Origin of the sequence: Azospirillum griseum, from assembly GCF_003966125.1 — a bacterium.
Taxonomy (GTDB): domain Bacteria; phylum Pseudomonadota; class Alphaproteobacteria; order Azospirillales; family Azospirillaceae; genus Azospirillum; species Azospirillum griseum.
This window is the reverse complement of sequence record NZ_RXMA01000001.1, coordinates 498,226-520,545: the sequence shown is the minus strand read 5'-3', so window position 1 is coordinate 520,545 and position 22,320 is coordinate 498,226. Positions and strand designations below refer to the sequence as shown.

Annotated in this window: 18 protein-coding genes; 8 read left to right on the top strand and 10 right to left on the bottom strand. The window is 67.1% G+C overall.

The window, feature by feature from the left end; genetic code table 11:
* The first annotated feature begins 268 nt into the window (after nucleotides 1–268).
* A complete protein-coding gene (locus EJ903_RS02540) occupies nucleotides 269–709 on the top strand; it encodes a hypothetical protein (protein WP_210211362.1) in 441 nt (146 codons plus the stop codon).
* A gap of 65 nt (nucleotides 710–774) precedes the next feature.
* Here EJ903_RS02540 and EJ903_RS02535 read toward each other — a convergent pair whose 3' ends face one another.
* The 3 genes from EJ903_RS02535 to EJ903_RS02525 form a co-directional block, all read right to left on the bottom strand.
* Nucleotides 775–2,016, bottom strand: coding sequence for a DUF2336 domain-containing protein (locus tag EJ903_RS02535; protein WP_126611752.1), 1,242 nt, complete (start codon nucleotides 2,014–2,016; stop codon nucleotides 775–777).
* A gap of 118 nt (nucleotides 2,017–2,134) precedes the next feature.
* The gene (locus EJ903_RS02530; RefSeq protein WP_126611750.1) at nucleotides 2,135–3,049 is read right to left on the bottom strand and encodes a hypothetical protein; all 915 of its coding nucleotides are present in this window, start codon (nucleotides 3,047–3,049) and stop codon (nucleotides 2,135–2,137) included.
* 622 nt (nucleotides 3,050–3,671) lie between these two features.
* Nucleotides 3,672–5,240, bottom strand: a complete 1,569-nt coding sequence (locus EJ903_RS02525) for a lysine--tRNA ligase (protein WP_126611748.1) — start codon at nucleotides 5,238–5,240, stop codon at nucleotides 3,672–3,674.
* Between the two features lie 147 nt (nucleotides 5,241–5,387).
* Here EJ903_RS02525 and EJ903_RS02520 point away from each other — a divergent pair, with 147 nt between their 5' ends.
* On the top strand, nucleotides 5,388–5,711 hold the full coding sequence (locus tag EJ903_RS02520; protein ID WP_126611746.1) for a DMT family transporter: 324 nt from the start codon (nucleotides 5,388–5,390) through the stop codon (nucleotides 5,709–5,711).
* A 25-nt stretch (nucleotides 5,712–5,736) separates the two neighbouring features.
* Here EJ903_RS02520 and EJ903_RS02515 read toward each other — a convergent pair whose 3' ends face one another.
* Nucleotides 5,737–8,346 (bottom strand): EAL domain-containing protein, encoded by a 2,610-nt coding sequence (locus tag EJ903_RS02515; RefSeq protein ID WP_246015107.1) that lies wholly within the window; start codon nucleotides 8,344–8,346, stop codon nucleotides 5,737–5,739.
* A 341-nt stretch (nucleotides 8,347–8,687) separates the two neighbouring features.
* Between EJ903_RS02515 and EJ903_RS02510 the strand changes: the two genes are divergently transcribed.
* A complete protein-coding gene (locus tag EJ903_RS02510) occupies nucleotides 8,688–9,218 on the top strand; it encodes a GAF domain-containing protein (RefSeq protein ID WP_126611742.1) in 531 nt (176 codons plus the stop codon).
* Nucleotides 9,219–9,239: 21 nt separating this feature from the next.
* Here EJ903_RS02510 and mtgA read toward each other — a convergent pair whose 3' ends face one another.
* A complete protein-coding gene (mtgA, locus tag EJ903_RS02505) occupies nucleotides 9,240–9,950 on the bottom strand; it encodes a monofunctional biosynthetic peptidoglycan transglycosylase (protein ID WP_126611740.1) in 711 nt (236 codons plus the stop codon).
* 116 nt (nucleotides 9,951–10,066) lie between these two features.
* Between mtgA and EJ903_RS02500 the strand changes: the two genes are divergently transcribed.
* The gene (locus EJ903_RS02500; protein ID WP_126611738.1) at nucleotides 10,067–12,865 is read left to right on the top strand and encodes an ATP-dependent DNA helicase; all 2,799 of its coding nucleotides are present in this window, start codon (nucleotides 10,067–10,069) and stop codon (nucleotides 12,863–12,865) included.
* Between the two features lie 228 nt (nucleotides 12,866–13,093).
* Entirely contained in the window at nucleotides 13,094–13,975 is an 882-nt protein-coding gene (locus EJ903_RS02495; protein WP_126611736.1) for a hypothetical protein, read from the top strand.
* A 121-nt stretch (nucleotides 13,976–14,096) separates the two neighbouring features.
* On the opposite strand, the gene EJ903_RS02490 is transcribed toward EJ903_RS02495, so the two are convergent.
* Together EJ903_RS02490 and EJ903_RS02485 are read right to left on the bottom strand one after the other, a co-directional pair.
* Nucleotides 14,097–15,788 (bottom strand): methyl-accepting chemotaxis protein, encoded by a 1,692-nt coding sequence (locus EJ903_RS02490; RefSeq protein WP_158627860.1) that lies wholly within the window; start codon nucleotides 15,786–15,788, stop codon nucleotides 14,097–14,099.
* A 329-nt stretch (nucleotides 15,789–16,117) separates the two neighbouring features.
* Complete coding sequence (locus EJ903_RS02485) at nucleotides 16,118–17,065, bottom strand: AEC family transporter (protein ID WP_126611732.1); 948 nt, start codon at nucleotides 17,063–17,065, stop codon at nucleotides 16,118–16,120.
* 149 nt (nucleotides 17,066–17,214) lie between these two features.
* On the opposite strand from EJ903_RS02485, the gene EJ903_RS02480 reads away from it, so the two are divergent.
* A complete protein-coding gene (locus EJ903_RS02480) occupies nucleotides 17,215–17,619 on the top strand; it encodes a tellurite resistance TerB family protein (protein ID WP_126611730.1) in 405 nt (134 codons plus the stop codon).
* Between the two features lie 8 nt (nucleotides 17,620–17,627).
* Complete coding sequence (locus tag EJ903_RS02475; protein WP_126611728.1) at nucleotides 17,628–18,557, top strand: NAD(P)-dependent oxidoreductase; 930 nt, start codon at nucleotides 17,628–17,630, stop codon at nucleotides 18,555–18,557.
* A gap of 30 nt (nucleotides 18,558–18,587) precedes the next feature.
* On the opposite strand, the gene EJ903_RS02470 is transcribed toward EJ903_RS02475, so the two are convergent.
* Nucleotides 18,588–19,592, bottom strand: a complete 1,005-nt coding sequence (locus tag EJ903_RS02470) for a zinc-dependent alcohol dehydrogenase family protein (RefSeq protein WP_126611726.1) — start codon at nucleotides 19,590–19,592, stop codon at nucleotides 18,588–18,590.
* 95 nt (nucleotides 19,593–19,687) lie between these two features.
* On the opposite strand from EJ903_RS02470, the gene EJ903_RS02465 reads away from it, so the two are divergent.
* Nucleotides 19,688–20,629 carry a LysR family transcriptional regulator gene (locus tag EJ903_RS02465; RefSeq protein ID WP_126611724.1) on the top strand — a complete coding sequence of 314 codons (942 nt, stop codon included), beginning with the start codon at nucleotides 19,688–19,690 and terminating at the stop codon, nucleotides 20,627–20,629.
* Here EJ903_RS02465 and EJ903_RS02460 read toward each other — a convergent pair.
* Together EJ903_RS02460 and EJ903_RS02455 are read right to left on the bottom strand one after the other, a co-directional pair.
* Nucleotides 20,614–21,636 carry an aspartate-semialdehyde dehydrogenase gene (locus EJ903_RS02460; RefSeq protein ID WP_126611722.1) on the bottom strand — a complete coding sequence of 341 codons (1,023 nt, stop codon included), beginning with the start codon at nucleotides 21,634–21,636 and terminating at the stop codon, nucleotides 20,614–20,616. The genes EJ903_RS02465 and EJ903_RS02460 overlap by 16 nt on opposite strands.
* Nucleotides 21,637–21,759: 123 nt before the next feature.
* Complete coding sequence (locus tag EJ903_RS02455; protein WP_126611720.1) at nucleotides 21,760–22,209, bottom strand: SH3 domain-containing protein; 450 nt, start codon at nucleotides 22,207–22,209, stop codon at nucleotides 21,760–21,762.
* Nucleotides 22,210–22,320 lie beyond the last annotated feature (111 nt).

Here is a 22,320-nt window from a genome sequence, read left to right as displayed (position 1 = left end):
AGCATCCCCCATTCAGCGGGGGACAGAACCAAGGGTCATTCTAACGTCTTAGGGATCCAGCGCCCCGAGATTTCGGAAGCGTAGGTAGCGCGTTTTGACGCAGAGAGCAAGCCCGGACGCACGCGCAACAGTGCCGCATTGCGCCGCACGCCGGATCTTCGTTTCACCCGACGGCAAAGATCGGCACTATACGTACAGAACAGGGTTGGTCCCGCACCGGGAGCCAACCGGGCGAACCGTTTGATCTGGCACGAGAGAAGGCATCGCGATGTCCCGCATCATCCCCATTCTGTCCCTGTCCTTGCCGTTGGCGCTGGTCGCCGGTGTGGCGATGGGACAATCCGTCGCGGATTACAAGACGGCGCTGGAAACCGCCACGGCGACCGACGCGGCGGGCTGCCGCACGCTGTCCACCTATGTCTTCACCGCGATCCCCGACGGCCAGCGCGCCGATTGGCTGCTGCCGCTGGTCACGCTGGACGGCAAGGAGGATCCGGTGGTCGCGCAAAAGCGTCTGGCCTGCCTGGAGGCGCGCAAGCAGGCGGTGGTCGCGTTCGACGGCGGCACCGGCGAGCAGATCGTCACCCCGGCGGAAGCCTACAAGGACACGACCGATCAACCCTATTACCGCGACCCGGCGACCCCGATGCCGGAGGCGGGCGTCGTGCCGCACGGAAACCGCGCCCTGCGCCGCGTCGGCACACCGTAAACCCAGAAGCAACGGTGGTGCCGGGGGAGCGGTGGGGCAAGGGTCCCGCCGCAAGGCCTCAAGGGTCAGCCCGGCACGCCGTAGCGTTGCAGGCGGCGGGTCATTTCCGTCGGGTTGAGCGGGTAGTTTCGGCCATCGCGGGCGTTCAGCATGGCGCGTGGAGCAATTCCGGCCGCGCGCGCCTGCACCTGCATGGCGCAACGCATCGAAAACCCGGCCCGCCAGACCAGCGCCGTCACCGCGTGGGCATCCTGCGCGGTCAGGATGCGCGTGACCACCTCCGGGGCCACGCGGGCGCGCAGCGTCAACGCGGCCTGGACGAAGCCGGTCTCGTTCCAGGACAGCGCGTCGCCCATCGCGGCGTCGTCCAGCTTGCCTTGGCGGTGCAGGCGGACCGCGCGCCGCTCGGGGCTGTCGCCCGAGTCGCGGTCTTCGGCCCAATCGATGCGGCGGCGGGTGGCGGCGGCGATCTCCGCCACCGTGGCGTCGTCGAAATCGGTGCGGCGCAGGGTTTCCATCACCGTCACATCGACGAAATCGGCCAGCCGCACCGCCAGACGGCGGGGCAGGGCCGGGCGGCGGGCCAGCTTGTCCCGCCATTCCGGGTGCTGTTCGGCCATGGCGGCCAGCCGTTCCAGGGTCGGTTCGGCGATCACCGCGCCGGAATTGTCGAGCAGGATGCCGGTGGCGGTGGCGTCGCCGCTGCCCGCGATGGCGTCGGCCAGCGGCGCGCCCACCCGGTGGCGTCGGGCGATCGCGGCCAAGGCCCAGCCCGCCGGCTCCGCCGCGACGATGTCGAGCAGATCCTCGTCGGTCAACGCCGCGCAGCAGCGCAGCACCGGCTCGGCCACCGTGCGCTCCACATCGCGGGCCAGGGTGCGCACGACGCTGGGCGGGGCGCAGGCCACATCCTTGATCGCGGTCGCCAGCGCCTCGCGCACGCGGGTGATGTGGTCGCGGGCCAGTTGCTCCAGCGCGCGGATGGCCAGATTGGTGACGGCGTCGGCCCCCGCCGGGGGCAGATCGGGCAACAGGCGGCACAGCGTGCGGGCCAGCGAGGCGCGCAGATCGGCGTCGCCTGTTCCAGCCAGCCGCGTTTCGACCAGCGCGTCGGCCACCCGCTGACCGGCGGTGCGGACGGCAAGGCCGGTGGTTGCGGTCGGGGCCGAGGCGGGGGTGATGGGGGCCGGAACCTCGGGGGCGTCAAACAGGTAGGACAGCAATTCAGGCGCAACGCCCCGTTCGTCGCGCGTGGCGGTGTCATCCGTGCGGCGTGATTCGGGGGCGGGGATGCGCCGGGCCGTCATCGCGCGGTCTCCTCTGACCGGCCGACGGACCATGCAGCGCAGGAATCGGGAACGGGAATCGTCATAAAGCCATGCTTGGCCGATCCGGTTAACGTTCGCCTAATTGCGGTGCGCGCGCTCATCGCCGTTTGGCCGCCGGGGTGGCCCCCAGCATCGGGCGTTGCGCCAGCATCGGACGCGGTGCGCGGCGACCGCCCACCAGCTGGATGGGTTGGGACTGCTCCATCCGGTGTTTGTCAAACTGGTCGAAAATCCGCATCAGATTGTCGGATGTGCCTTCGCCGTAGTGGATGTCCACGCGGGCGCGGTCCAGCTCGCTGCGCAGGCTGTCGCGCAGACGTCCGAACATGGTGTCGAACAGCGTGTCGAAATGGCTGTTGCCGAAGATGAAGCGCTTGTCGCGCAGCAGATCGGTCATCCGCCGCATGAAGGTTTGCCGTTGTTGGTGGAACTGGCGGAAACGCAGCATCACCCGGACGAACATGGTGTCGACCAGCACGGCCAGCGAATCCTGGTGGCTGATGCGGTTCCAAATCTCCTCGTCATGGTCGGTGCCGATCTGGTTGTAGATGGTCAGAGCGTTGGCGTTCAGCGCCTCCCACTCCTTTTCATAGAACAGACCGCTGATGCTGGTTTGCAGGCCCGACGCGATGACCTGGGGAAACACCTCGCCGCTGATGGGATCGACGGTTTCCGGCACCTTCAGCAGCACGGTGGAGAACATTAGCCGGGTGACGAAATCGCGCCGCCGCCCGTCGGGCTTGAACACCACGCGGGGGCTGTCGTCCTTGCCGCAACCGCCGGTGCCGCAGGATCCGCAGGAGGAGGCCATCGTGCAGGATTGGCAGATGTTCGCGAACAGCGGCAGCACCGAGGGCCAGTGCGCCATCATCAACCCCATGGCGCGGTTGAACTCCTCGCGGGTCAGCGCGCCCTTGGTCGCGAATTGCGGTTCCAGCGCCTCCTGAAAGGTGCTGACCAGAACCTGGGCGGTGCGGTGGTGGCGCGCGAACGGCGGTTGGTCGGACGGCATCCTGGAACGCTCCCCTGGCTCCGGTTCCATACGGTGTGGCGATTGATCCAAATTGTCGCGCATTTTAGGCAAAAGCGCGTGTGATCGCGGTCACAGGCCCGCGATGAATCTTGGATCGGTCAATGGCAGGGAGGCGGGCAGAAAAAAAGGCCGCAGCCCGGAAGGGCGCGGCCTTTGAAGTCTAGGGAGGAAACGCACTGCAAAATGCAGTAACGCGGCAGAGAATACGGGGAATGCCGTGTTAGCGGTACCAGCCTTTTCGAATTGGTGCGGTGCAATGACCGCATGGCCGGGGGAGGAAAAAGGCTTGCTGTGCACAATTTGCATGCAAAAAGGCAACGTGCCGCTCAATGCATAGCCAAACCAAGGAGAGATGGCGGTGTAAACAATCAGGGAAACAAAAAATCAGAAAACGCACATTCCGATAAAACGGTTTTGTCGAAATTGTTGACAGCCTGTTCACATGGTATATTCGGATTGTGGAAAATGTTTCTCTGGGTTGCAAGAGGAGACTGAATGAGACGATTGGAATTTTACGGATCACGCGTGCGCCGCGCGCAACAAAAAACGCCGCTCACCCCGTTGTGATCCGGAGTGAGCGGCGTGTGTTTGAGCGGGTGGATCAGACCGCCAGCTTTTCGCGGATCAGCGCCTTGGTTTCCGCCACGCCGTAAAGCTGGATGAAGGATCCCATGCGCGGCCCGGTGGTCTGGCCGAGCAACACCTCGTACAACGCCTGGAACCAGGCGCGCAGTTCGGTGAAGCCGTGGGCCTTGCCCACCTCGAACACCTCGTTTTGGATCACGTCGGCCTTGGCGTCGGCGGGCAGCTTGTCCAGCGTGACCAGCAGGGCGTCGAGTGCGGCGCGTTCGGCGTCGGTCGGGGCGCGGAACCGCTTGGTCGGCTTCACATGGTCCTGGTAGTAGCGGACGGCGTAGCCGATCAGGCTGTCCAGGAACGGGCTGTTCTCCGGCGTGGCGTCGGGCGCGTAGCGGCGGATGAAGCCCCACATCACCTCGGTGGTTTCGGCGTTCGCCGCACCGGCCAGATTGAGCAGCAGGTTGAACGACACGTCGGAGCGCACGACGGGCGGCTGGCCGCCATGGATGTGCCAGGCGGGGTTTTCCAGCTTGCGGGCCGGTTCCTCGCCATGGACCTTGTCCACGAAGGTCAGATACTCATCGACCGCGCGCGGGATGACGTCGAAATACAGCCGCTTGGCCGATTTCGGCTTTTGGAACATGTAGAGCGCGAGGCTTTCCTGCGGGGCGTAGGCCAGCCATTCCTCCATCGTCAGGCCGTTGCCCTTCGATTTGGAGATCTTCTGCCCCTTGTCGTCGAGGAAGAGTTCGTAATTGAAGCCCTCCGGCGGCGTGCCGCCCAGGATGCGGCAGATCTTCCCGGCCAGTTCGGCCGACGGAATCAGATCCTTGCCGTACATCTCGTAATCGACGCCCAGGCCGAACCAGCGCATGCCCCAGTCGGGCTTCCATTGCAGCTTCACATGGCCGCCGGTGACGGGCAGCTCGACCTTTTTGCCGTCCTCGTCCTGGAACACCACGGTTCCGGCGTCGGGGTTGCGCTCCAGCATCGGGACCTGGAGCACCCGGCCGGTGGAGGGCGACACCGGCAGGAAGGGGCTGTAGGTCGCCTGACGTTCGGCCCCCAGCGTCGGCAGCATGACGTCCATCACCGCGTCGTAATGGCGCAGCACGCCCAGCAGGGCGGCGTCGAAGCGGCCGGACTTGTACCAGTCGGTCGAGGATTGGAACTCATACTCGAAACCGAAGCTGTCCAGGAAGGCGCGCAGCCGGGCGTTGTTGTGCGCGCCAAAGCTGTCGTGCGTGCCGAACGGGTCGGGCACCTGGGTCAGCGGCTTGCCGATGTTGGCGGCGATCAACTCCTTGTTGGGGATGTTGTCGGGGACCTTGCGCAGCCCGTCCATGTCGTCGGAGAAACAGAACAGCTTGGTCGGGATGTCGCTCATCGACTGGAAGGCGCGGCGGACCATGCTGGTGCGCGCCACCTCGCCGAAGGTGCCGAGATGCGGCAGGCCCGACGGGCCATAACCGGTCTCGAACAGGACATAGCCTTTGGCGGGCGGCGTTTTGGCAAAGCGCGCCACCAGTTTGCGCGCCTCCTCAAACGGCCAAGCCTTCGCCTGCAACGCCAAATCCCGCTCACCGGTCATCGTCGGACCCTTTCACACACCAAAGAAACACTGCCAAAGAGGGCGACAACCCTAGGGCGGCGCGTCCCTGCCGTCAACCGCAGGGCTTGCGGCGCGTGGGCCGGATCGCCATCTTGGGCGGCTTGGTCCTGAACGGTGGGTGCGGTGATGAGCTGGGTGTATCTGCTGGTGGCGATCGTTTTCGAAATCGTCGGCACCTCGGCCATGAAGATGTCGGACGGCATGACCCGGCTGTGGCCGGCGCTGGTCGTGGTCGGTTGTTATGGGGCCGCCTTCACCCTGCTGGCCCAGGCGTTGAAAACCATCGAGGTCGGCATTGCCTACGCCATCTGGTCGGCGGCGGGCACGGCGGCCATCGCCGCCGTCGGCGTGTTCGTCTTCGGAGAAAGCCTGACGGTGCTGAAGGTGGTCGGCATCGGTCTGATCGTCGCCGGGGTGGTCAGCCTGCACATGGCGGGCGGCCACGCGTAAGGCGCAACCGGCGGGCGGGCGGCGTTCAGGCGGCGGGAGCGGCCACGCTGTTGGCGTGACGGGCCATGCGCTCCACCGCGTCGGCGGGGCCGGGCCGACCGAAATGATAGCCCTGGGCCACGTCGCAGCGCAGATGCCGCAGGTGGGCCACGGTGTCGTCGTCCTCAACCCCTTCGGCGACGGCGGTCAGATTCAGGCTGTGGGCCATCTGGATGACGGCGGCGGTGATGCGGGCGCTGTCGTGGTTGCGGCACAGATCCAGGATGAAGGAGCGGTCGATCTTCAGCTTGTCCACCGCCAGCTTGCCGATGTAGGCGAGGTTTGAATAGCCGGTGCCGAAATCGTCGATGGAGAGCTGCACGCCGAGCGCCTTGACCTTGCGGATGTTGGCCAGAACCACGTCGGTGTTCTCGATCAGCATCGATTCGGTCAGTTCCAGCTCCAGGAACAGCGGGTCGAGGCCGCTGTCGGCCAGTGCGGCGACGACGGTGTCGGCCAGATCGGGGCGCTGGAGCTGGCGGGCCGACAGATTGACGGCGACGGTCAGCGGCAGCCCGGCTGCGCTCCACTGCGCGGCCTGACGGCAGGCTTCGCGCAGCACCCATTCGCCGATGGGCACGATCAGGCCGCTGTCCTCGGCGATCGGGATGAAGGAACCGGGCGGGATCATGCCGCGTTCCGGGTGGTTCCAGCGCACCAGCGCCTCCGCCCCCATCACCTTGCCGGTGTCGAGGCTGATTTGCGGTTGGTAGTGAATCAGGAATTCTCCCCGCTCCAACGCGCGGCGCAGGCCGTTGCGGATGGACAGGTGGGCCACCGCCTCCACGTTCATCGCCTCGGCGAAGAAACGATGGGTGTTGCGCCCGCTGGCCTTGGCGTGGTGCAGGGCGATGTCGGCGTTTTTCAGCAGGGTGTGGAAATCGCGCCCATCGGCGGGGGACATGGCGATGCCGGTGGACAGGGTCACGGTCAATTCATGGCCATCGATGTCGAACGGCGTGGTGAGCGTTTCGTGCAGCAGGGCCACGGTTTCGACCACGGCGTCGGCGTCGGGCAGGCCCGACAACAGCAACAGGAACTCGTCACCGCCGGTGCGGCTGACGGTGTCGGTGTCGCGCACGCAGGTTTTCAACCGCTCCGCCACCGCGCGCAGCAGGGCGTCGCCGACGCCGTGACCTAGGGAATCGTTGATGGTGCGGAATTCGTCCAGATCGCAGGCCAGCAGCGTCACCATCCGGCCGTTGCGTTCCGATCGGGCCAGCGCCTGGGCGGCGCGGTCCTGGATCAACAGGCGGTTCGGCAGCAGGGTCAGCGGATCGTGATGCGACAGGAAATCCATCCGCTCCTGCGCGGCCTTGCGTTCGGAGATGTCGCGCACCACCACCACCAATCGGCGGTCGTTGCCGTCCACCGTGGCGCGGCGCATGCTGATTTCAACCCAGAACAGATCACCGTCCAGGGTGCGGGCGTGCCATTCGAAGATCTGCGATTGCCCCGCCGCCGCCTTGCGCACCCATAGGACCGCGTCGTCCAGCGTGTAGGGGGCCACACCCGAACTGAGCATGCCGATGTCCAGCGCCGACATGGGGTGATCGCCCAGCCGGTACATTTCGATCATCCGCCGGTTGACCTGGATGATGCCGGTGCTGTCCAGATCATGGATGAAGATGGCGTCGTTGACGTTGTCGAAGATGGTGCGGAACCGGTCCTCGCTGGCCGACAGGGCGCTCACCGCCTCGCGCAGGCTTTCGGTCTTGGCGGCGACCTGACGGCGCAGAATGGCGTTCCAGGCCAGCGTCGCGGCCCCCAGGACCAGCAGGGGGATCAGGATTTTGCTCAACAGGGCCAGACGGTTGGCGTCCAGGCCGCCGTTGATCTTGCGCCCATACCACCGCTCTTCGATGGCGCGGCGCTCCTCCGGTGTGATCCGGTTGAATCCTTCGGTGATGAGCGCGTGCAGCGCGCTTTCCCCCTTGCGCACCGCCCAATGCAATTCGCCGGTGTAGAGGGGGTCGGTGTAGCGGAAGCGGTCCTGAATGCCGTATTTCGTCAGGAAATGGCGGGCGGACGGATCGTCGATGCAGAAGACCAGGATGTCCTTGTGGACAGCGGCGTCGATCAGCGCGGCAAAGCTGGGGTAGCGGCTGATGCTGACGATGCCCTGGTCGTTGAGCCAATCGATGCAGGCGTCGCCGTTCTTGGCCCCCACCGTGTAGCCGCGCAGCGAGGCCGGACCGGTGATGCCGCTGAGATCGGCGTTGAAATAGACCGGAACGTCGAGCGTCGCGTAGGGGGCGGAGAATTCCAGGCTGCGGTTGCGGCTGGGCGTGCGGAAGATGGTGTCGATGACGTCGGCCTTGCCCTGCTCCACCATCTTGACGGCGAGGCTGAGGTCTGTGCCGATCAACTCAACCGCCACCCCGGTCCGTTCCGACCAGAGTGCCCACAATTCCTGCAGCATGCCCATATGGGTGCCTTCGGCATCGCGGAAGCTGAAGGGCGGATAATTGTCGTCCAGCGCCACCTTGATCGACGACCGCGCTGCCGGTGCCACCGGCTTGGCGGCGGGGGAGGTTGCCAACACCGCGCCACCCGACGGAAACACGAGCGCAGCCGCCAGGGCCAGGGCGGTCACTGTCCTGCGCACGCCAGAGGCGACTGGGCTTTGATCCGTTTCCAATCTTTGGCGCATAACGGCGGGCATCGTGACCGGGGTGATGGAAGAAATCATTCAAGGTCTTTGGATTCAACGGGTGGTCGACCGTAGCCGCTCCCTATATCCTCCCTGTGTGCGGCGTAAGCCTACCCCTTTTGGTGTGGTGCGGCAACGAATGGTTCCGGCATCGAACGACTTGGCTGTTTTCCCGGTTGTCTCGCGGCGCTGAGGCCTATTCTCTGTTGAAAAACTTTTAGACTATCTTGCGGGATAACGATGAGCATCGACGGTCGGCAAGGATTTTGCTAAGACCAGCATGAATGTCCGGAGCGGCGTCGTGGAGTTGGTCCGTGCTGAAAACACAGGCAGCGGTGTTTGGGCTTAGAATCGGGCACACGACGCTGTCCGATGTCTGGAAGGCGGCGTGCGAAGACATTGCCGAGTCAACAGGGGCGTCCCGCACCAGTCTCTGGGTGTTTGACCATGCCTTTCAATCCCTGACCTGTGTCAATCTGTATGATCGCGCCCGGTCATCCCACGCCGTGGGCGGGGTGCTGCGGCGGGGCGACCACCCGGATTATTTCCGGGCCATCACCAACAACGCCAAGGTGATCGCCCCCGACGCCCTGACCCACCCGGCGACGCGGGGCTTTTCCGACGCGTATTTCAAGCCGCACGATGTCCGCAGCCTGCTGGATTGCATCGTGTTGCGCGAGACGGTCGCGGTCGGTGTGCTGTGCTGCGAGCAATCCGGGGCGGAACGCGCCTGGAGGCCGGACGACATCGCGGCGTTGCAGGCGGTGGCCATGCTGATCGGAACCGTGTGCCAGCCGATCGAGGATCCCGCCTGAAGGCGGAGGCCGTTGGCGTTGTCACCGGGCGCAATCGGCCAACCCGTCGCGTTCCACCACCGCCATCCGTTTTTCGATGATCGCCGCCCGGCGTGCGATGTAGGGGCCGGGGGCGGTGGGCGACCAGTGGCGCGGGCTGGGCAGCACCACGGCCAACAGCGCCGCCTCGCGCCGGGTCAGGGCGCTGGCGCTTTTGCGGAAATGATGGCGGGCGGCGGCTTCGGCCCCATACACGCCGTCGTCCCACTCGATGATGTTGAGATAGACCTCCAGAATCCGCCGCTTGGACCACCCCTGTTCGATCAGCAGGGTGAACCACGCCTCGGCCCCCTTGCGCAGCCAGTCGCGACCCGGCCAGAGAAAGGCGTTCTTGGCGGTCTGCTGGCTGATCGTGCTGCCGCCCTTCAGCGGCTTGCCCTCGGCGTTGGCCTCGAACACGGCTTCGATGGCGTCCCAGTCGAAACCGCCGTGATCGCAGAACGTGCTGTCCTCCGACGCGACGACGGCGCGCACCAGATGCGGCGACACCTGATCGAGCGGAACCCAGCGCTGCGCCATGCCCGCGCCATCGGTGGCCGCGCGGATCAGCATCAGCGGCGTTCCCCACACCGGGGCCACGGCGTACAGCCCCACCCAGGCAACGGAGAGGGCCACAAGACCGAACAACCCGATCAACGCCCACCGCGCCACCGCGCGCCCCCACCGCCGCATGATCGCCGCCGCTCCCGTCATCGCCCCGCCGTCATCCTCCTTCCATGCGGGGGTTTGCGGTTCGCCGTCAACACGCGCGGTGTCGGTGGCAAAGCCGCGCTCGCCTTGGCGGGGGGCTGCGCCCTATAGTGCCGCCGATGGACACGACGCCTTTTCCCGATCACCCGTTCCGGCTTGACGACGCGCCCGCCCTGGCGGCGGGGGCGCGGTTGGTCGTCGCCCTGACGGCGGACGGCGAGGTGGAGGAACTGACCTTCGCCGCCGCCGCCCGGCGGGTGCGGCAGCAGGCCCCGCTGCTCTGCCACGCCCGCGCCTTTGCCCGGCGGTTGGGCGTCGATCCCTTTCCGGCCTTTGATGCGCTGGAGCTGTTTGCCTTTGTCCACCCCGCGCGCTTCTGCGTGCCCACCCCGCGCGGGTTGGCCGAGGCGCTCGACCTGCCGATCCCCGAGGGGCACGAGGCCGAGGCGCTGGCCCTGCAACGCGCCGTGCGCCGCCTGCTGGGCGACCTGGGCGCGCCGGGGCGGGAGGAGGCGTCCGACCCGCTGGCCTTCGCCTATGAGATGGGCCGGGCCGGGTGGCTGTGGGCACCCGCCGTGCTGGCCGCGCTGGGCAAGCCCGAAGGGCCGGAGAAGGGTGCCGCCCGCGCGGGCCTGCGCGTCTGGACCAAGATCAAGGAGTGGGAGGAGGGCGCACCGCTGCCGCCGCCCGCGCAAAACCCGGTGGAGCCGGAGGAGGCGCGCCGCCGTCTGGCCGCGATGCTGTCGGCGCTGGTCCCCGGCAAGGCGGCGGAACCCCGGCCCCAGCAGGCCGATTATTCCAGCGCGGTGTCCGCCGCCTTCGCCCCGCGCCCGGCCCCCGACACGCCGAACGTCGTGCTGGCGGAGGCCGGCACCGGGGTCGGCAAGACGCTGGGCTATCTGGCCCCGGCCACGGTGTGGGCGGAAAAGAACGGCGGAACCGTCTGGATCTCCACCTACACCCGCAACCTGCAACACCAGATCGACGCCGAGCTGGATCGGCTCTACCCCGATCCGGCGACCAAGGCGCGCAAGGTGGTGCTGCGCAAGGGCCGCGAGAATTACCTCTGCCTGCTGAATCTGGAGGAGGCGGTGCGCGCCATGCATTTCCGCGCCGATGTTGGTGGCGGAAGCGGCGGCGGTGTGGGCGGTGGTGCCGTCGGGATCGGGCTGATGGCGCGCTGGGCGGCGGCGACGCGCGACGGCGACATGACCGGCGGCGATTTCCCCGGCTGGCTGGTCGACATCGCCGGGCGCGGCCCCACCCTGGGGCTGGCCGACCGGCGCGGCGAGTGCATCTACTCCGCCTGCGACCATTACAGCCGCTGCTACATCGAAAAGAGCGTGCGCCGCGCCCGCCGCGCCGATGTGGTCATCGCCAACCACGCCCTGGTCATGGTCCAGGCCGCCCTGGGCGGTGGGGAGGACGCGACCCTGCCCAGCCGCTATGTCTTCGACGAGGGGCACCATGTGTTCGACGCCGCCGACAGCGCCTTTGCCGGGCATCTGACCGGGCGGGAAACGCAGGAGCTGCGGCGCTGGCTGCTGGGCGCGGAAGAGACCGGGCGCAGCCGCGCCCGTGGCCTGAAACGCCGGTTGGAGGACATCGTCGCCGGGGACGAGGAGGCGTTGGCCCTGCTCGACGCCGCGCTGATGGGGGCGCGGGTGCTGCCGGCGGAAGGCTGGGCGGCGCGGCTGGCCGCCGACAACCCGCAAGGGCCGACCGAACGCTTTCTCCTGCTCGCCCGCCAGCAGGTCCACGCCCGCACCGCCGGACAGGGCGGGCTGTACAGCCTGGAGGCCGACAAGGCCTATCCGGTCGATGGGCTGATCGACGCAGCGCAGGCGCTGGACGAGGCGCTGGCCCGCCTGTCTGAACCGGTGGAGGCGCTGGCCCGCCGTCTGGCCGCGCGGCTGGAGGATGAGGCCGCCGAGCTGGACTCCGACCAGCGCCGCCGCATCGACGCGCTGTCGCGCAGCCTGCACCGGCGCGGGACGATGACGGTCGAGGCGTGGCGGGCGATGCTGCGCACGCTGGCGGTGGAGACCCCCGCGCAGTTCGTCGATTGGTTCGCGGTGGAGCGGCTGGACGGGCGCGAGTTCGACGTCGGCCTGTACCGCCATTGGATCGACCCGACGGTGCCCTTTGCCGAGGCGTTGGGCGGGGCCGCGCACGGGATGGTCGTCACCTCGGCCACCCTGACCGACGGGACCGGCGACGTCGCCCAGGATTGGCGCGCGGCGGAGGACCGCTCCGGGGCCGCCCATCTGCCGATGCCCGCCCTGCGGGCGCAGGTGCCATCCCCCTTTGATTACCCCGGCCACACCCGCGTGTTCGTCGTCACCGACGTGCGCAAGGACGATCTGGGGCAGGTCGCCGCCGCGTACAAGGCGCTGTTCCTGGCGGCGGGCGGTGGTGGGCTGGGGCTGTTCACCGCCATCAACCGGCTGCGCGCCGTGCGCGACCGCATCGCCGAACCGCTGGACGCGGCCGGGTTGCCGCTCTACGCCCAGCACGTCGATCCGCTCGACGTCGCCACCCTGATCGACATTTTCCGGGGCGACGAGCACGCCTGCCTGTTGGGAACCGACGCGGTGCGCGACGGGGTGGACGTGCCGGGCCGCTCGCTGCGCCTGATCGTGTTCGACCGTGTGCCCTGGCCGCGCCCCGACATCCTGCACCGCGCCCGCCGCGACGCCTTCGGTCGCCGCCGCTACGAGGACATGATCGCCCGCCTGCGCTTGAAGCAGGCCTTTGGCCGTCTGGTCCGCCGCGCCGACGACACCGGCGTGTTCGTCCTGCTCGACCCCATGATGCCCAGCCGCCTGTTCGGGGCCTTCCCCGAGGGGGTGGAGATCAAACGGGTGGGCCTGAAACAGGCGGTGGAGGAGACGGCGGCCTTTCTGGCGCGGGGGTGAGCCGGGTTGGCACTGGCCTTGCGGGCTTTTTGGAAGAGTTGTGGGCTATCCGTAGGTGGTGGGGCGAACCAGCATATGAGCCAGGTTCTATCCACTTAAGGAGGGTTCATACCCAACAAATCCACCTTATGGGTGTGTGGTGGTGGTGCTACGACTGCGTGTGCAGGCGCTTGCGGGTGACGCGTTGATATCACGTTACGCCGCCGGGTTGCAGCAGGAGGGCGCATCATGAAGGTATCGCTTGAAACCCCCACGGGCGGATACTGGTCATCGTCTGCGGTGAGAACCGCTGCGCAGCAACCGCCGACTCAAGCAAAGACTTCTGCACCCGCCGAGCCACCGCGCTCCGGCTCTCCCGCCGTGATCGTTGATCTTCGATCAACCATTAAGCACATGGAGCCCGGCAGAGCCTATGACCTCTTCGGAAACAGCGAGGCGGTCGATCTGTCCAACGCCATGCCGAAAGGTGCGCCGAAGTTGGGTATGTCCGTGTCCAAAATGATGGATTCGATTTCGGCGATGATCAACGATCTTTCAGAGCATGAGCAAAAGCTGAACGGCTTCATCAGGGATACCTTTGGTGTGGCGAAGAATGAGATGACGGTTACGGGGGGAGCAACTTACGACATCATGCTCGAGGCGATGGAGCGCCGTGGAATTCGAATGCCGGAGATGTCTTCGGCATTGAAAAGCGCCAACGGGTCTGATCAGCGTGACGGGGCGAACGTTGCCAAGGCGCGCGTCGGCTCATTCTCCATCAGCCGTTCGGTGCGGGATGAACTCAGCACCACGTCGTTTGTGGCGTTTGACCGTGGTGTCGATGTGCCCGATGACCAGAAGACGCTTGTCGATTTGGATTCCGGCGACGCAACAGCCAGCGGTCTGTGGGCGTCCATCCTCTCCGGCCCTCTGGCCTCCCCGCTGTCCTCCACCGGTCAACCGTCGATGGCTGGGATGCACCGATACGCCGTGACCAACGGCAAGTCCGGTTCCGAAGCGGATGTTGCCGCTGTCCTGTTTGCCCGGGATGACGAGGGTGGCGGCGTGGATCGGGCGTTGGATCTGTATTCAAAATTCAAGTCGCTCGCCGCTCAGACATCGGCAGCTTGAGCGCAGTCACCCGATTTGCCTGAACGCAGCAAGCGGGTGATCTGGGTGTGGCACGCGAGGTTGAAAGGCAAAGCCCCTGTTGATGTTCAACAGGGGCTTTGCCGTGGTTTCCAACCCGCCTTCACGCGGCGCGGAGGTCGGCCAGGAAGCTGTCCATTGCCTGTTTCAGCAAGGCCGATTGGCGGGCCAGATCGTCGGACGCGTCCTTGACGTTGCTGGTGGCGGCACCGGTTTCGGTTTCAGCCTGTTGGATGCCCAGGACGTTGCGCGACACCTCGGTCGTTCCGACCGCCGCCTGCTGGGCGTTGCGGCTGATTTCGGCGGTGGCGCTGCTTTGCTGGTTGACCGACAGCGCCATGTCGGCGGTGGCGGTGCTGATGTCCTCCACCTGGCCGATGATGGTGCGCATCGCCCCGACCGTGCGGTCCGAGGCGGCCTTGACCGCGTTGATCTGGTTGCCGATCTGCTCGGTCATCGCGTGGGTCTGGTTGGCCAGATTCTTGACCTCGCTGGCGACCACGGCGAAGCCCTTGCCCGCCTCGCCCGCCCGCGCGGCTTCGATGGTGGCGTTCAGCGCCAGCAGGTTGGTTTGGCTGGCCACGCTGTTGATCGCGGCGACGATCTGATCGACCTGCTCGATGGAGGAGGACAGCAAATCCAACTGGCGCTGGGCCTCGCTGGCCCCTTCGGCGGCTTCCTTGGAGCGGTCGGCGGCGCGGACCACCCGGCTCGACAGATCGTTGATTGAGGCCGACAGCTCTTCCGACGCGGCAGCGACCGTCTGCACGTTGGCGCTGGCCTGTTCCGACGCGGCGGCGACGTTGGAGCATTGCGCGCCAACCTCCTCCACCGTCGCGCTCAACTGGGCGGAGGTGGCCTGAAGCTCCGTCGCGGAACTGCCGACCGCGTTGACGATGGCCCCGACGCGGTCCTCGAAGCTTTGGGCCAGGGCCAGGGTGTTGGCGCGCTTTTCGGCGGCGGCCTTGGCCTCGGCCTCCTTGGCCTCCTCCTCCAACCGGCGGGCGCGGATCATGTTCTGCTTGAACACCTCCACGGTGCGGGCCATCGCGCCGACCTCGTCGCCACGGTCGGTTCCCGCCACCATGGCCGTGGCGTCGCCCGCCGCCAGCCGTTCCATCACCGCGTTCAGGGCGGTGATCGGGCGACGGATGCCGACGACGACCAGAGCCACCGACAGGGCACCCATCAGACCGAGCAGGCCAACGGCGGTGGCGGTGGTGAACCAAACCGTCCGGTCGATTTGGAGAGTCAACGCCTGGGAGTTGCGCTCCACCCCGGCGGCGACCTCGTCGGACAGCGCGGCGGCGAGAGTGTAAACCTCCGTCAACAGCGGACGGCCTTCCTTGCCGTAGATGGCGGCGGCTTCGGCGTGATCGCCCTTTTCCTTGGCGGCGTACACCTTGGGCAACGACGCCTTGACGCTGCTCACCAGCGCGGACATCCGGTTGACCTTCTCCTTGTGCTCCGGTTTGGCCAGACGGGTGATGACCGCGCCCGATTGGGCCACAGCGGCCTCAATCTCGCCAATGGCCTTGGTCAAGGCGGGCAGGCCGTACGGCTCCTGAAGCAGCAGCACGTTGTTCACCTGACGCCCCATGTTGGCCAGGTCGCCGCGCACCCGTTCCAGCTTCAAGGCGAAGGTGACGTCATTGGTCAGCATCTCGGTGTATTGGTCATCGACGTCTGAGATCGTGCGGCCCATGAACAGGGAGATCCCCAAGGTCAGGGCGCTGAGAATCGCGACCACGGCGTAAATCTTGGTGCCGATGCGCAGGTTCTGAAGAAGCGTCATGTCCATACCTCGGTCGGGGCGTCGGTTGTCAAAATCCAGATCTCGTTCGCCTACATTGGGACGTGTGCCCGTGATGTCAACGCACCGAAAGGGAGAAAGGGCAAAGAATCACCCCAGAAATGGTTTTAAGAAACAACAACACCGAACATGAATGCCCAGTCCGTTTTAAAATAAGTCGGTCATCAGAGGTAAAACGGAATTATTGTTGGAAATGCGGAAAATCAAGCCTGAGCGTTATCCGGCGCGGCTCGATTCGATGGTTCGGCTATTCCATCGGGGGTCGCATCATGTTTGGCGACTCATCGGAAACAGGTCGCCGACCGCCGGTTTCACCCCGCTGGCGCGTAAACCGCCAGCAACGCCGACAGGGTGACGACGCTCACCACTGTGGACACCAGGATGGCGGACGAGGTGCGCTCCACATAAATCTGATACTGCTGGGCAACCACGAAGGTCAGCGCCCCGGTGGGCAGGGCGGCCAGGATGATGGCCGATCCGGTCCAGAAGGGGTCCATTGGAAACAGGGTGACGGTCAGCCCCCAGGTCAACGCCGGTTGCACCAGCAGCTTGAGCGCGCTGATCCACCCGACCTCGACCAGATCGGCCTTCAGGCTGCGCCCGGCCAGGAACAGGCCGATGGCGAACAGGGCGCAGGGTCCGGCGGCGGCCCCCATCAATTCGCAGAAGGTGGCGATCGGGCGCGGGACTGCCACGCCGGGCAGCAGCGCCGACCAACCGATGCCGATGGCGGTGGACACGATCAGCGGGTTCTTGGCCAGCGCCCGGCCGACATCGCCCAGCGCCTTGCCCAGCCCGTGGCCGTGGCTGTTGGCGAATTCCAGCCAGATCACCGCGATGCCGACCATGATCGCGCTCATGATGACGGTGGCGAGGATGGTCGGGGCCAGATGATCGGGGCCGAAGGCCGCCAGGAACAGCGGGATGCCCATATAGCCGGTGTTGGAAAAGGCGGCGGTCAACCCCTGCATGCACAGGATTTGCGACCGTTCGCGGTGCACCAGCCAGCCGATCAGCGCGCCCAGCGCGTAGACCGCCAGCATCGCCCCCAGAAACGCGCCGATGAACGGCCCGTTGAAAATCTCCGGCAGGGAGCGGCGGGCGGTGCCCAGGAACAGCACCGGCGGCAAGGCCATCCAATAGACGAACTTGTTCAACGCTTCCGACGAGGCGGGGCCGAGCAGCTTCGCCTTGCCGGAGAGGACGCCGGCCAGGATGATGGCGAAAACGGGAAGGGCGACGTTCAGGACAACGGACATGGCGCTGACAATAGGGGGCGCAAATGGTCGCGTCGAGCCGCCGACCCCCCCGTTTGTGGCATGGCACCCTTGACGCGCCGCCGCCGCCGGGCAAGATAGCGGCGACGGGGCGTTCGCTTCCCCTGGATTCCCCGCTTCAAGGAAAGCCAATGATCGACCATCACAGCGCGCTGATTTACGTCATGGTCCTGGTGTCGGCCTGCGACGGCGACATGACCAACGATGAGCTTGAAACCATCGGCGAGAATGTCCGCTACCTCCCGATCTTCCGCGATTTCGATGGCGATTCGGTGATGGCCGCGACGCGCGAATGCACCGCCATGCTGGCCGACAGCGACGGGATGGACACGGTGCTGACCATCATCGAACAGGCCCTGCCCAGCAAGCTGCGCGAAACCGGCTACGCGGTGGCCTGCGACATCGCCGCCGCCGACGCCAAGGCCTCGCAGGAGGAATTGCGGATGCTGGAACTGATCCGCATGCGGCTGGGCATCGACAAGCTGTGCGCCGCCGCCATCGAACGCGGCGCCCGCGCCCGTCACATGCGCCTGTGACGGCGCGGATGAGCGACGCCGTGACCTCCACCAACGTTGCGCAGGACGCGCCCCGCCCCGATTTGCCCCGCCCCGATTTAACCGGCCAGACGGTCGGCTTCATCGGGTTGGGCCTGATGGGCAAGCCCATGGCCCGCGCGCTGGCGCGCTGCGGCGCGTCGCTGGTGGTGTCGAACCGCAGCCCCGGCCCGGTCGCCGAACTGGCGGCGGAGGGCATGATCGCCGCCACCAGCGCGGTGGCGGTGGCCGGGCAGGCCGAAATCATCATCCTGATGCTGACCGACACCCCGGCGGTGGAAAGCGTGGCCGCCGCGCTGCTGCCGGTGCTGCGCCCCGGTCATCTGATCGTGGACATGAGCACCACCGCCGTCGCCGCCACGCGGTCGCTGGCCGCAAGGGTGCGCGCGGTCGGGGCCGACTGGCTGGACGCCCCGGTGTCTGGCGGCACGGTGGCGGCGGACGACGCGGTCCTGACCATCATGGCCGGTGGGCGGGAGGCGTCCTTCGCCCGCGCCCTGCCGCTGTTCCAGGCGATGGGGCGGCGGATCACCCTGGTGGGCGACAGCGGGGCCGGGCAGATCGCCAAAACCGCCAATCAGGTCATCGTCGGCCTGACCATCGGTGCGGTGGCCGAAGCGCTGGCGCTGGCCAAGGCGGCGGGGGCCGATCCGGCCCGCGTGCGCGACGCCATCCGGGGCGGCTTCGCCGAATCCCGCATCCTCGATCTGCACGGCGGGCGGATGGTGACGGGGAATTTCACCCCCGGCGGCCGCGTGTCCACCCAGATCAAGGACTTGCGTCAAGCCGAGGAGCTGGCCGAACAGTCGGACATCGACCTGCCCGCGCTGGGCCTGACGCTGGAGCTGTTCGAAATGCTGGCCGACCAGGGTGACGGCGGCCTGGACCACGCGGCGCTGTACCGGCTGTTCGGGCGGTGACGCGCCGCTGACCGGCGGCGCGTCGGCCGGTTACGGGTCGATGTCCACCACCAGCTTGCCAACATGCCCGCCGCTTTCCAGGAAGCGATAGGCGGCGGGCGCATCGTCGAAGGCAAAGCGGCGGTCGATCACCGGGGCGATCCGGTTGGTGGCCACCGCCCGCAGCGCGTCGGCCAGATGGGCGGTGGATCCGGTGTTGTTGCCTTGGATGGTGATGACCTTTTGCAGGACCGGCACCACCGGGACGCTCAATTCCCCACCCCCGATCAAGCCAACGACAAAGACGGTCCCACCGACCGCCACCGCGTTCAGCGAGCGGGCGAAGGTCGTGGCCCCGACGGTTTCCACCACCAAATCCACGCCCCGGCCATCGGTCAAGGTCAGAACAGCGGCGTCCCAGTCCGGCACCGACCGGTAATTGATGGTGTCATCGGCCCCCAGGGCGCGGGCGCGTTCCAGCTTGGCGTCGGAGGAGGAGGTCAGAATCACCCGCGCGCCGGCGACCTTGGCGAATTGCAGGGCGAAGAGGCTGACGCCGCCGGTGCCGAGCAGCAGCACGGTGGATCCGGGGCGCACCCGCCCGGCGATCGCGTTCCACGCGGTGGTTCCGGCGATCGGCAGGGTTGCGGCGTCCCGGTAGGACACTTGGTCCGGGATGCGGACCAGCGCGGTTGCGGGCACGGTCGCGTGTTCGGCGAGTGACCCAGGCAGCGTAACCCCGCGCATCCGTTGGGCGAGCGGTGCGGCAAGCGCGCCAGCGGCCCAATCGACGATCAGGCCTGGCACCACCCGGTCGCCCACCGCCCAGCCGCGCACGCCGTCGCCCAGCGCCACGATGTCCCCTGCGCCGTCGCTGCCCGGAATCATGGGGAGGCTTGGGACCGGAAACTGGCCGCGCGCAACCATCAGATCCAGGTAATTCAGGCTGGCGGCGCGCAGCCGGATCAGCACCTCGCCCGCCGCCGGGGCCGGGATGGGAAGCTCAACCCGCTTCAGGGAGTCGATGGAAGTGCCGGTGAGATGAAAGGCACGCATGGGCGAATCTCCGTGTTGGATGCCGCACGGTGACAGCCCATTGCGGGAATGATAATCCAGGGTTCTGACAGTGGATTGATGCATCAGGTGCAGGAATGGGCAGCGCGAACGCCGACCAAGCCGCCGCGTTCCAAGCGGTTGTCGAAACCGGCAGCTTCGCCCTCGCCGGGCGGCGGTTGGGGCGCGACGCGTCGGTGGTGTCGCGGAGGGTGACAGCGTTGGAAACCCGGCTGGGCATTCGCTTGCTGGAGCGGAGCACGCGCCGGGTGACGCCAACCGAAGCGGGGTTGCGTTACTTTGCACGGCTGCAAACGGTGGCCGAATTGTTGCGCACAGCGGAGGAGGAGGCGCGGGCGATGGCGGCCTTGCCATCGGGGCTGTTGCGGTTGGCGGTTCCGGCCACCTTCGGGCGGATGTGGGTGGCGGGGATGCTGCCCGACTTCCTGGCCCGTTACCCGGCTTTGCGCCTTCAGGTCGATTACAGCGACCGTTACACCGATCTGGTGGCCGAGGGGTACGACGCCGCGATCCGATTGGGGGCGCTGAAGGACAGCCGCTTGATCGTTCGCCGTCTGGCCTCAAGCTGGCGCTTGCTGTGCGCCGCCCCGACCTATCTCGACCGGTGCGGCCATCCCCGCACGCCGGAGGACCTGACGGCGCATGACTGCCTGTGCTTCACCCGTCTGGCCACCCATCCGACATGGCATCTGGAGCGCGATGGCCAGAGCCGTGCGGTTCGGTTGGTTGGCCGGATGGAGACGGACGACGCCGACGCGGTGCTGAAAGCGGCCCTTGGCGGCGCGGGCATCGTCATGGCCGCGAACTGGCAGGTCAGCCGGGAATTGGCCGATGGGCGGCTGTTGCGGGTGCTGCCGGATTGGAACGTCGGTCGGGAGGAGGGCGTCAGCGTCGTTCGCCCGTCCACCCGCCACGCCGCCGCCAAAAGCCGGGTGTTTGTGGAGTGGTTGGCGGAGCGCTTTGCCGTGCCGCCCTGGCAGGCGGAAGCGTCCACCCCCGATCCTCACTCCTCCAGATAATCGCGCGCCAGGATTTCGGCGATCTGCACCGCGTTCAGCGCTGCCCCCTTGCGCAGATTGTCGGCGACCGACCAGAAGGCGACGCCGTTTTCCACCGTGGAATCGTCACGCACGCGGCTGATGAAGACCGGGTTCTCGCCCGCCACCTCCACCGGGGTGATGTAGCCGTCGGCGGTCCCGCGCTTGTCGAGGATGGACAGGCCGGCGGCACCGCGCAGGGCCTCCAGCGCCTCGTCGGCCCCGATCTCCTGATCGGTTTCGACATGGACCGACGCGGCGTCGCCGATGAAGACCGGCACGCGCACGCAGGTGGCGGCCACCTTGATCTTGGGATCGACCAGTTTCTTGATTTCGGCGTTCAGCGCCCATTCGGCGTTGGTCGCGCCATCGTCCAGGAAACCGTCGATCTGCGGGATCACGTTGAAGGCGATCTGCTTGGGCAGCACGCTTTTGCTGACCGGATCGTTGACGAAGATGGCGCGGGTCTGGGTGAACAGCTCGTCCATCGCCTCCTTGCCCTCGCCGGAGACGGCCTGATAAGTGGACACCACGGCGCGGCGCACGGTGAAACGGTCGTGCAGCGGCTTCAGCGCCAGCGCCAGTTGGACGGCGGTCGGGCTGGGGGTGGCGATGGTGTAGCGCTGCTTGTAGGCGGCGATGGCCTGCGGGTTGACCTCCGGGACCACCAGCGGCACCTCGGGATCCAGGCGGAAGCTGGGGCCGGTGTCGATCACCACGCACCCCGCCGTCGCGGCGCGGGCGGCGTGGGCGGCGACCAGCCGGGGTTCCACCGCGAAAAAGGCGATGTCGATGGTGGAGAAATCGAAACGGCCCAGGTCCTCGACCCGCAGCACCCGGTCGTCGCCATAGGACACCTCATGCCCAACGGCCCGGTCGGTGCCCAGCGCGACGACGCGGTCGGCGGGGAAGGTCCGCTCCGCCAGCGTGTTCAGGATTTCCCGACCGACATTGCCGGTGGCGCCGACGACCGCAACGGTGTAGCCCATGACGGACCTCTCCTTGGTGCTCAACAGAAAACAAAAAAGGGCAAAGCGCGTCTGACCTAGGCGCTTTGCCCGTCAAAAGCAACCCGTGCGGCCCGGAAATCGGCTTGGGCGCGGTGCGGGTGATCAGTTCGGGATCGGGGCCGCGCCGATCTTGCTGCGCGGGGCGGCCTTCACCGTCGGCCCGGCGTTGTCGGCCGGCTTGGCCAGCGTCGTGGTGGTTCCGCGCGCGGTGGCCGGGGCGCTGCCCTTCAGCCGCAGCAGATGCAGGCGGACATAGCCGGTGCCGCCACCCGCCTTCACCGCCACCCAATCGCTGTTGCGCACGCGGCCCATCGTCGTCACCGCCTGACCGGCCCCAAGGCTGGCGATCACGGCGGCGCTGGCGTTGGGCTGGGCGCGCAGTTGGGTGGGCTTGTCGGCCTCCCACTGACCGAACATGGGTTCCAGCCCCGGCCCGGTGTCGGGCGCGCTGCGGACGTCGGCCGGGTTGGGGATGCGGTCGCGCGGCAGGCAACCGGGGAGCATCAGGACGGTCAGGGCCAAGGCCAGGGACACACACGCACGCCGCATCATCTCGCACACACCCGGTGAAAACGCTCCGAACGGTGGCGACCTTACAGGAGAAACCATCCTGTTCGCCACCGCAGCGCGCGGGGTTGGGGCATGCGCGTTTTGGGGCGCGGG

Bases quoted from the DNA above. Each gene is read 5' to 3' on its own strand.
- EJ903_RS02485 (WP_126611732.1), bottom strand. From the start codon at position 17,065: ATGTCCGTTGTCCTGAACGTCGCCCTTCCCGTTTTCGCCATCATCCTG.
- EJ903_RS02490 (WP_158627860.1), bottom strand. From the start codon at position 15,788: ATGACGCTTCTTCAGAACCTGCGCATCGGCACCAAGATTTACGCCGTG.
- EJ903_RS02535 (WP_126611752.1), bottom strand. From the start codon at position 2,016: ATGACGGCCCGGCGCATCCCCGCCCCCGAATCACGCCGCACGGATGAC.
- EJ903_RS02460 (WP_126611722.1), bottom strand. From the start codon at position 21,636: ATGGGCTACACCGTTGCGGTCGTCGGCGCCACCGGCAATGTCGGTCGG.
- EJ903_RS02525 (WP_126611748.1), bottom strand. From the start codon at position 5,240: ATGACCGGTGAGCGGGATTTGGCGTTGCAGGCGAAGGCTTGGCCGTTT.
- EJ903_RS02480 (WP_126611730.1), top strand. From the start codon at position 17,215: ATGATCGACCATCACAGCGCGCTGATTTACGTCATGGTCCTGGTGTCG.
- EJ903_RS02540 (WP_210211362.1), top strand. From the start codon at position 269: ATGTCCCGCATCATCCCCATTCTGTCCCTGTCCTTGCCGTTGGCGCTG.
- EJ903_RS02455 (WP_126611720.1), bottom strand. From the start codon at position 22,209: ATGATGCGGCGTGCGTGTGTGTCCCTGGCCTTGGCCCTGACCGTCCTG.
- EJ903_RS02530 (WP_126611750.1), bottom strand. From the start codon at position 3,049: ATGCCGTCCGACCAACCGCCGTTCGCGCGCCACCACCGCACCGCCCAG.
- EJ903_RS02475 (WP_126611728.1), top strand. From the start codon at position 17,628: ATGAGCGACGCCGTGACCTCCACCAACGTTGCGCAGGACGCGCCCCGC.
- EJ903_RS02510 (WP_126611742.1), top strand. From the start codon at position 8,688: ATGTCCGGAGCGGCGTCGTGGAGTTGGTCCGTGCTGAAAACACAGGCA.
- EJ903_RS02470 (WP_126611726.1), bottom strand. From the start codon at position 19,592: ATGCGTGCCTTTCATCTCACCGGCACTTCCATCGACTCCCTGAAGCGG.
- EJ903_RS02465 (WP_126611724.1), top strand. From the start codon at position 19,688: ATGGGCAGCGCGAACGCCGACCAAGCCGCCGCGTTCCAAGCGGTTGTC.
- mtgA (WP_126611740.1), bottom strand. From the start codon at position 9,950: ATGACGGGAGCGGCGGCGATCATGCGGCGGTGGGGGCGCGCGGTGGCG.
- EJ903_RS02495 (WP_126611736.1), top strand. From the start codon at position 13,094: ATGAAGGTATCGCTTGAAACCCCCACGGGCGGATACTGGTCATCGTCT.
- EJ903_RS02520 (WP_126611746.1), top strand. From the start codon at position 5,388: ATGAGCTGGGTGTATCTGCTGGTGGCGATCGTTTTCGAAATCGTCGGC.
- EJ903_RS02500 (WP_126611738.1), top strand. From the start codon at position 10,067: ATGGACACGACGCCTTTTCCCGATCACCCGTTCCGGCTTGACGACGCG.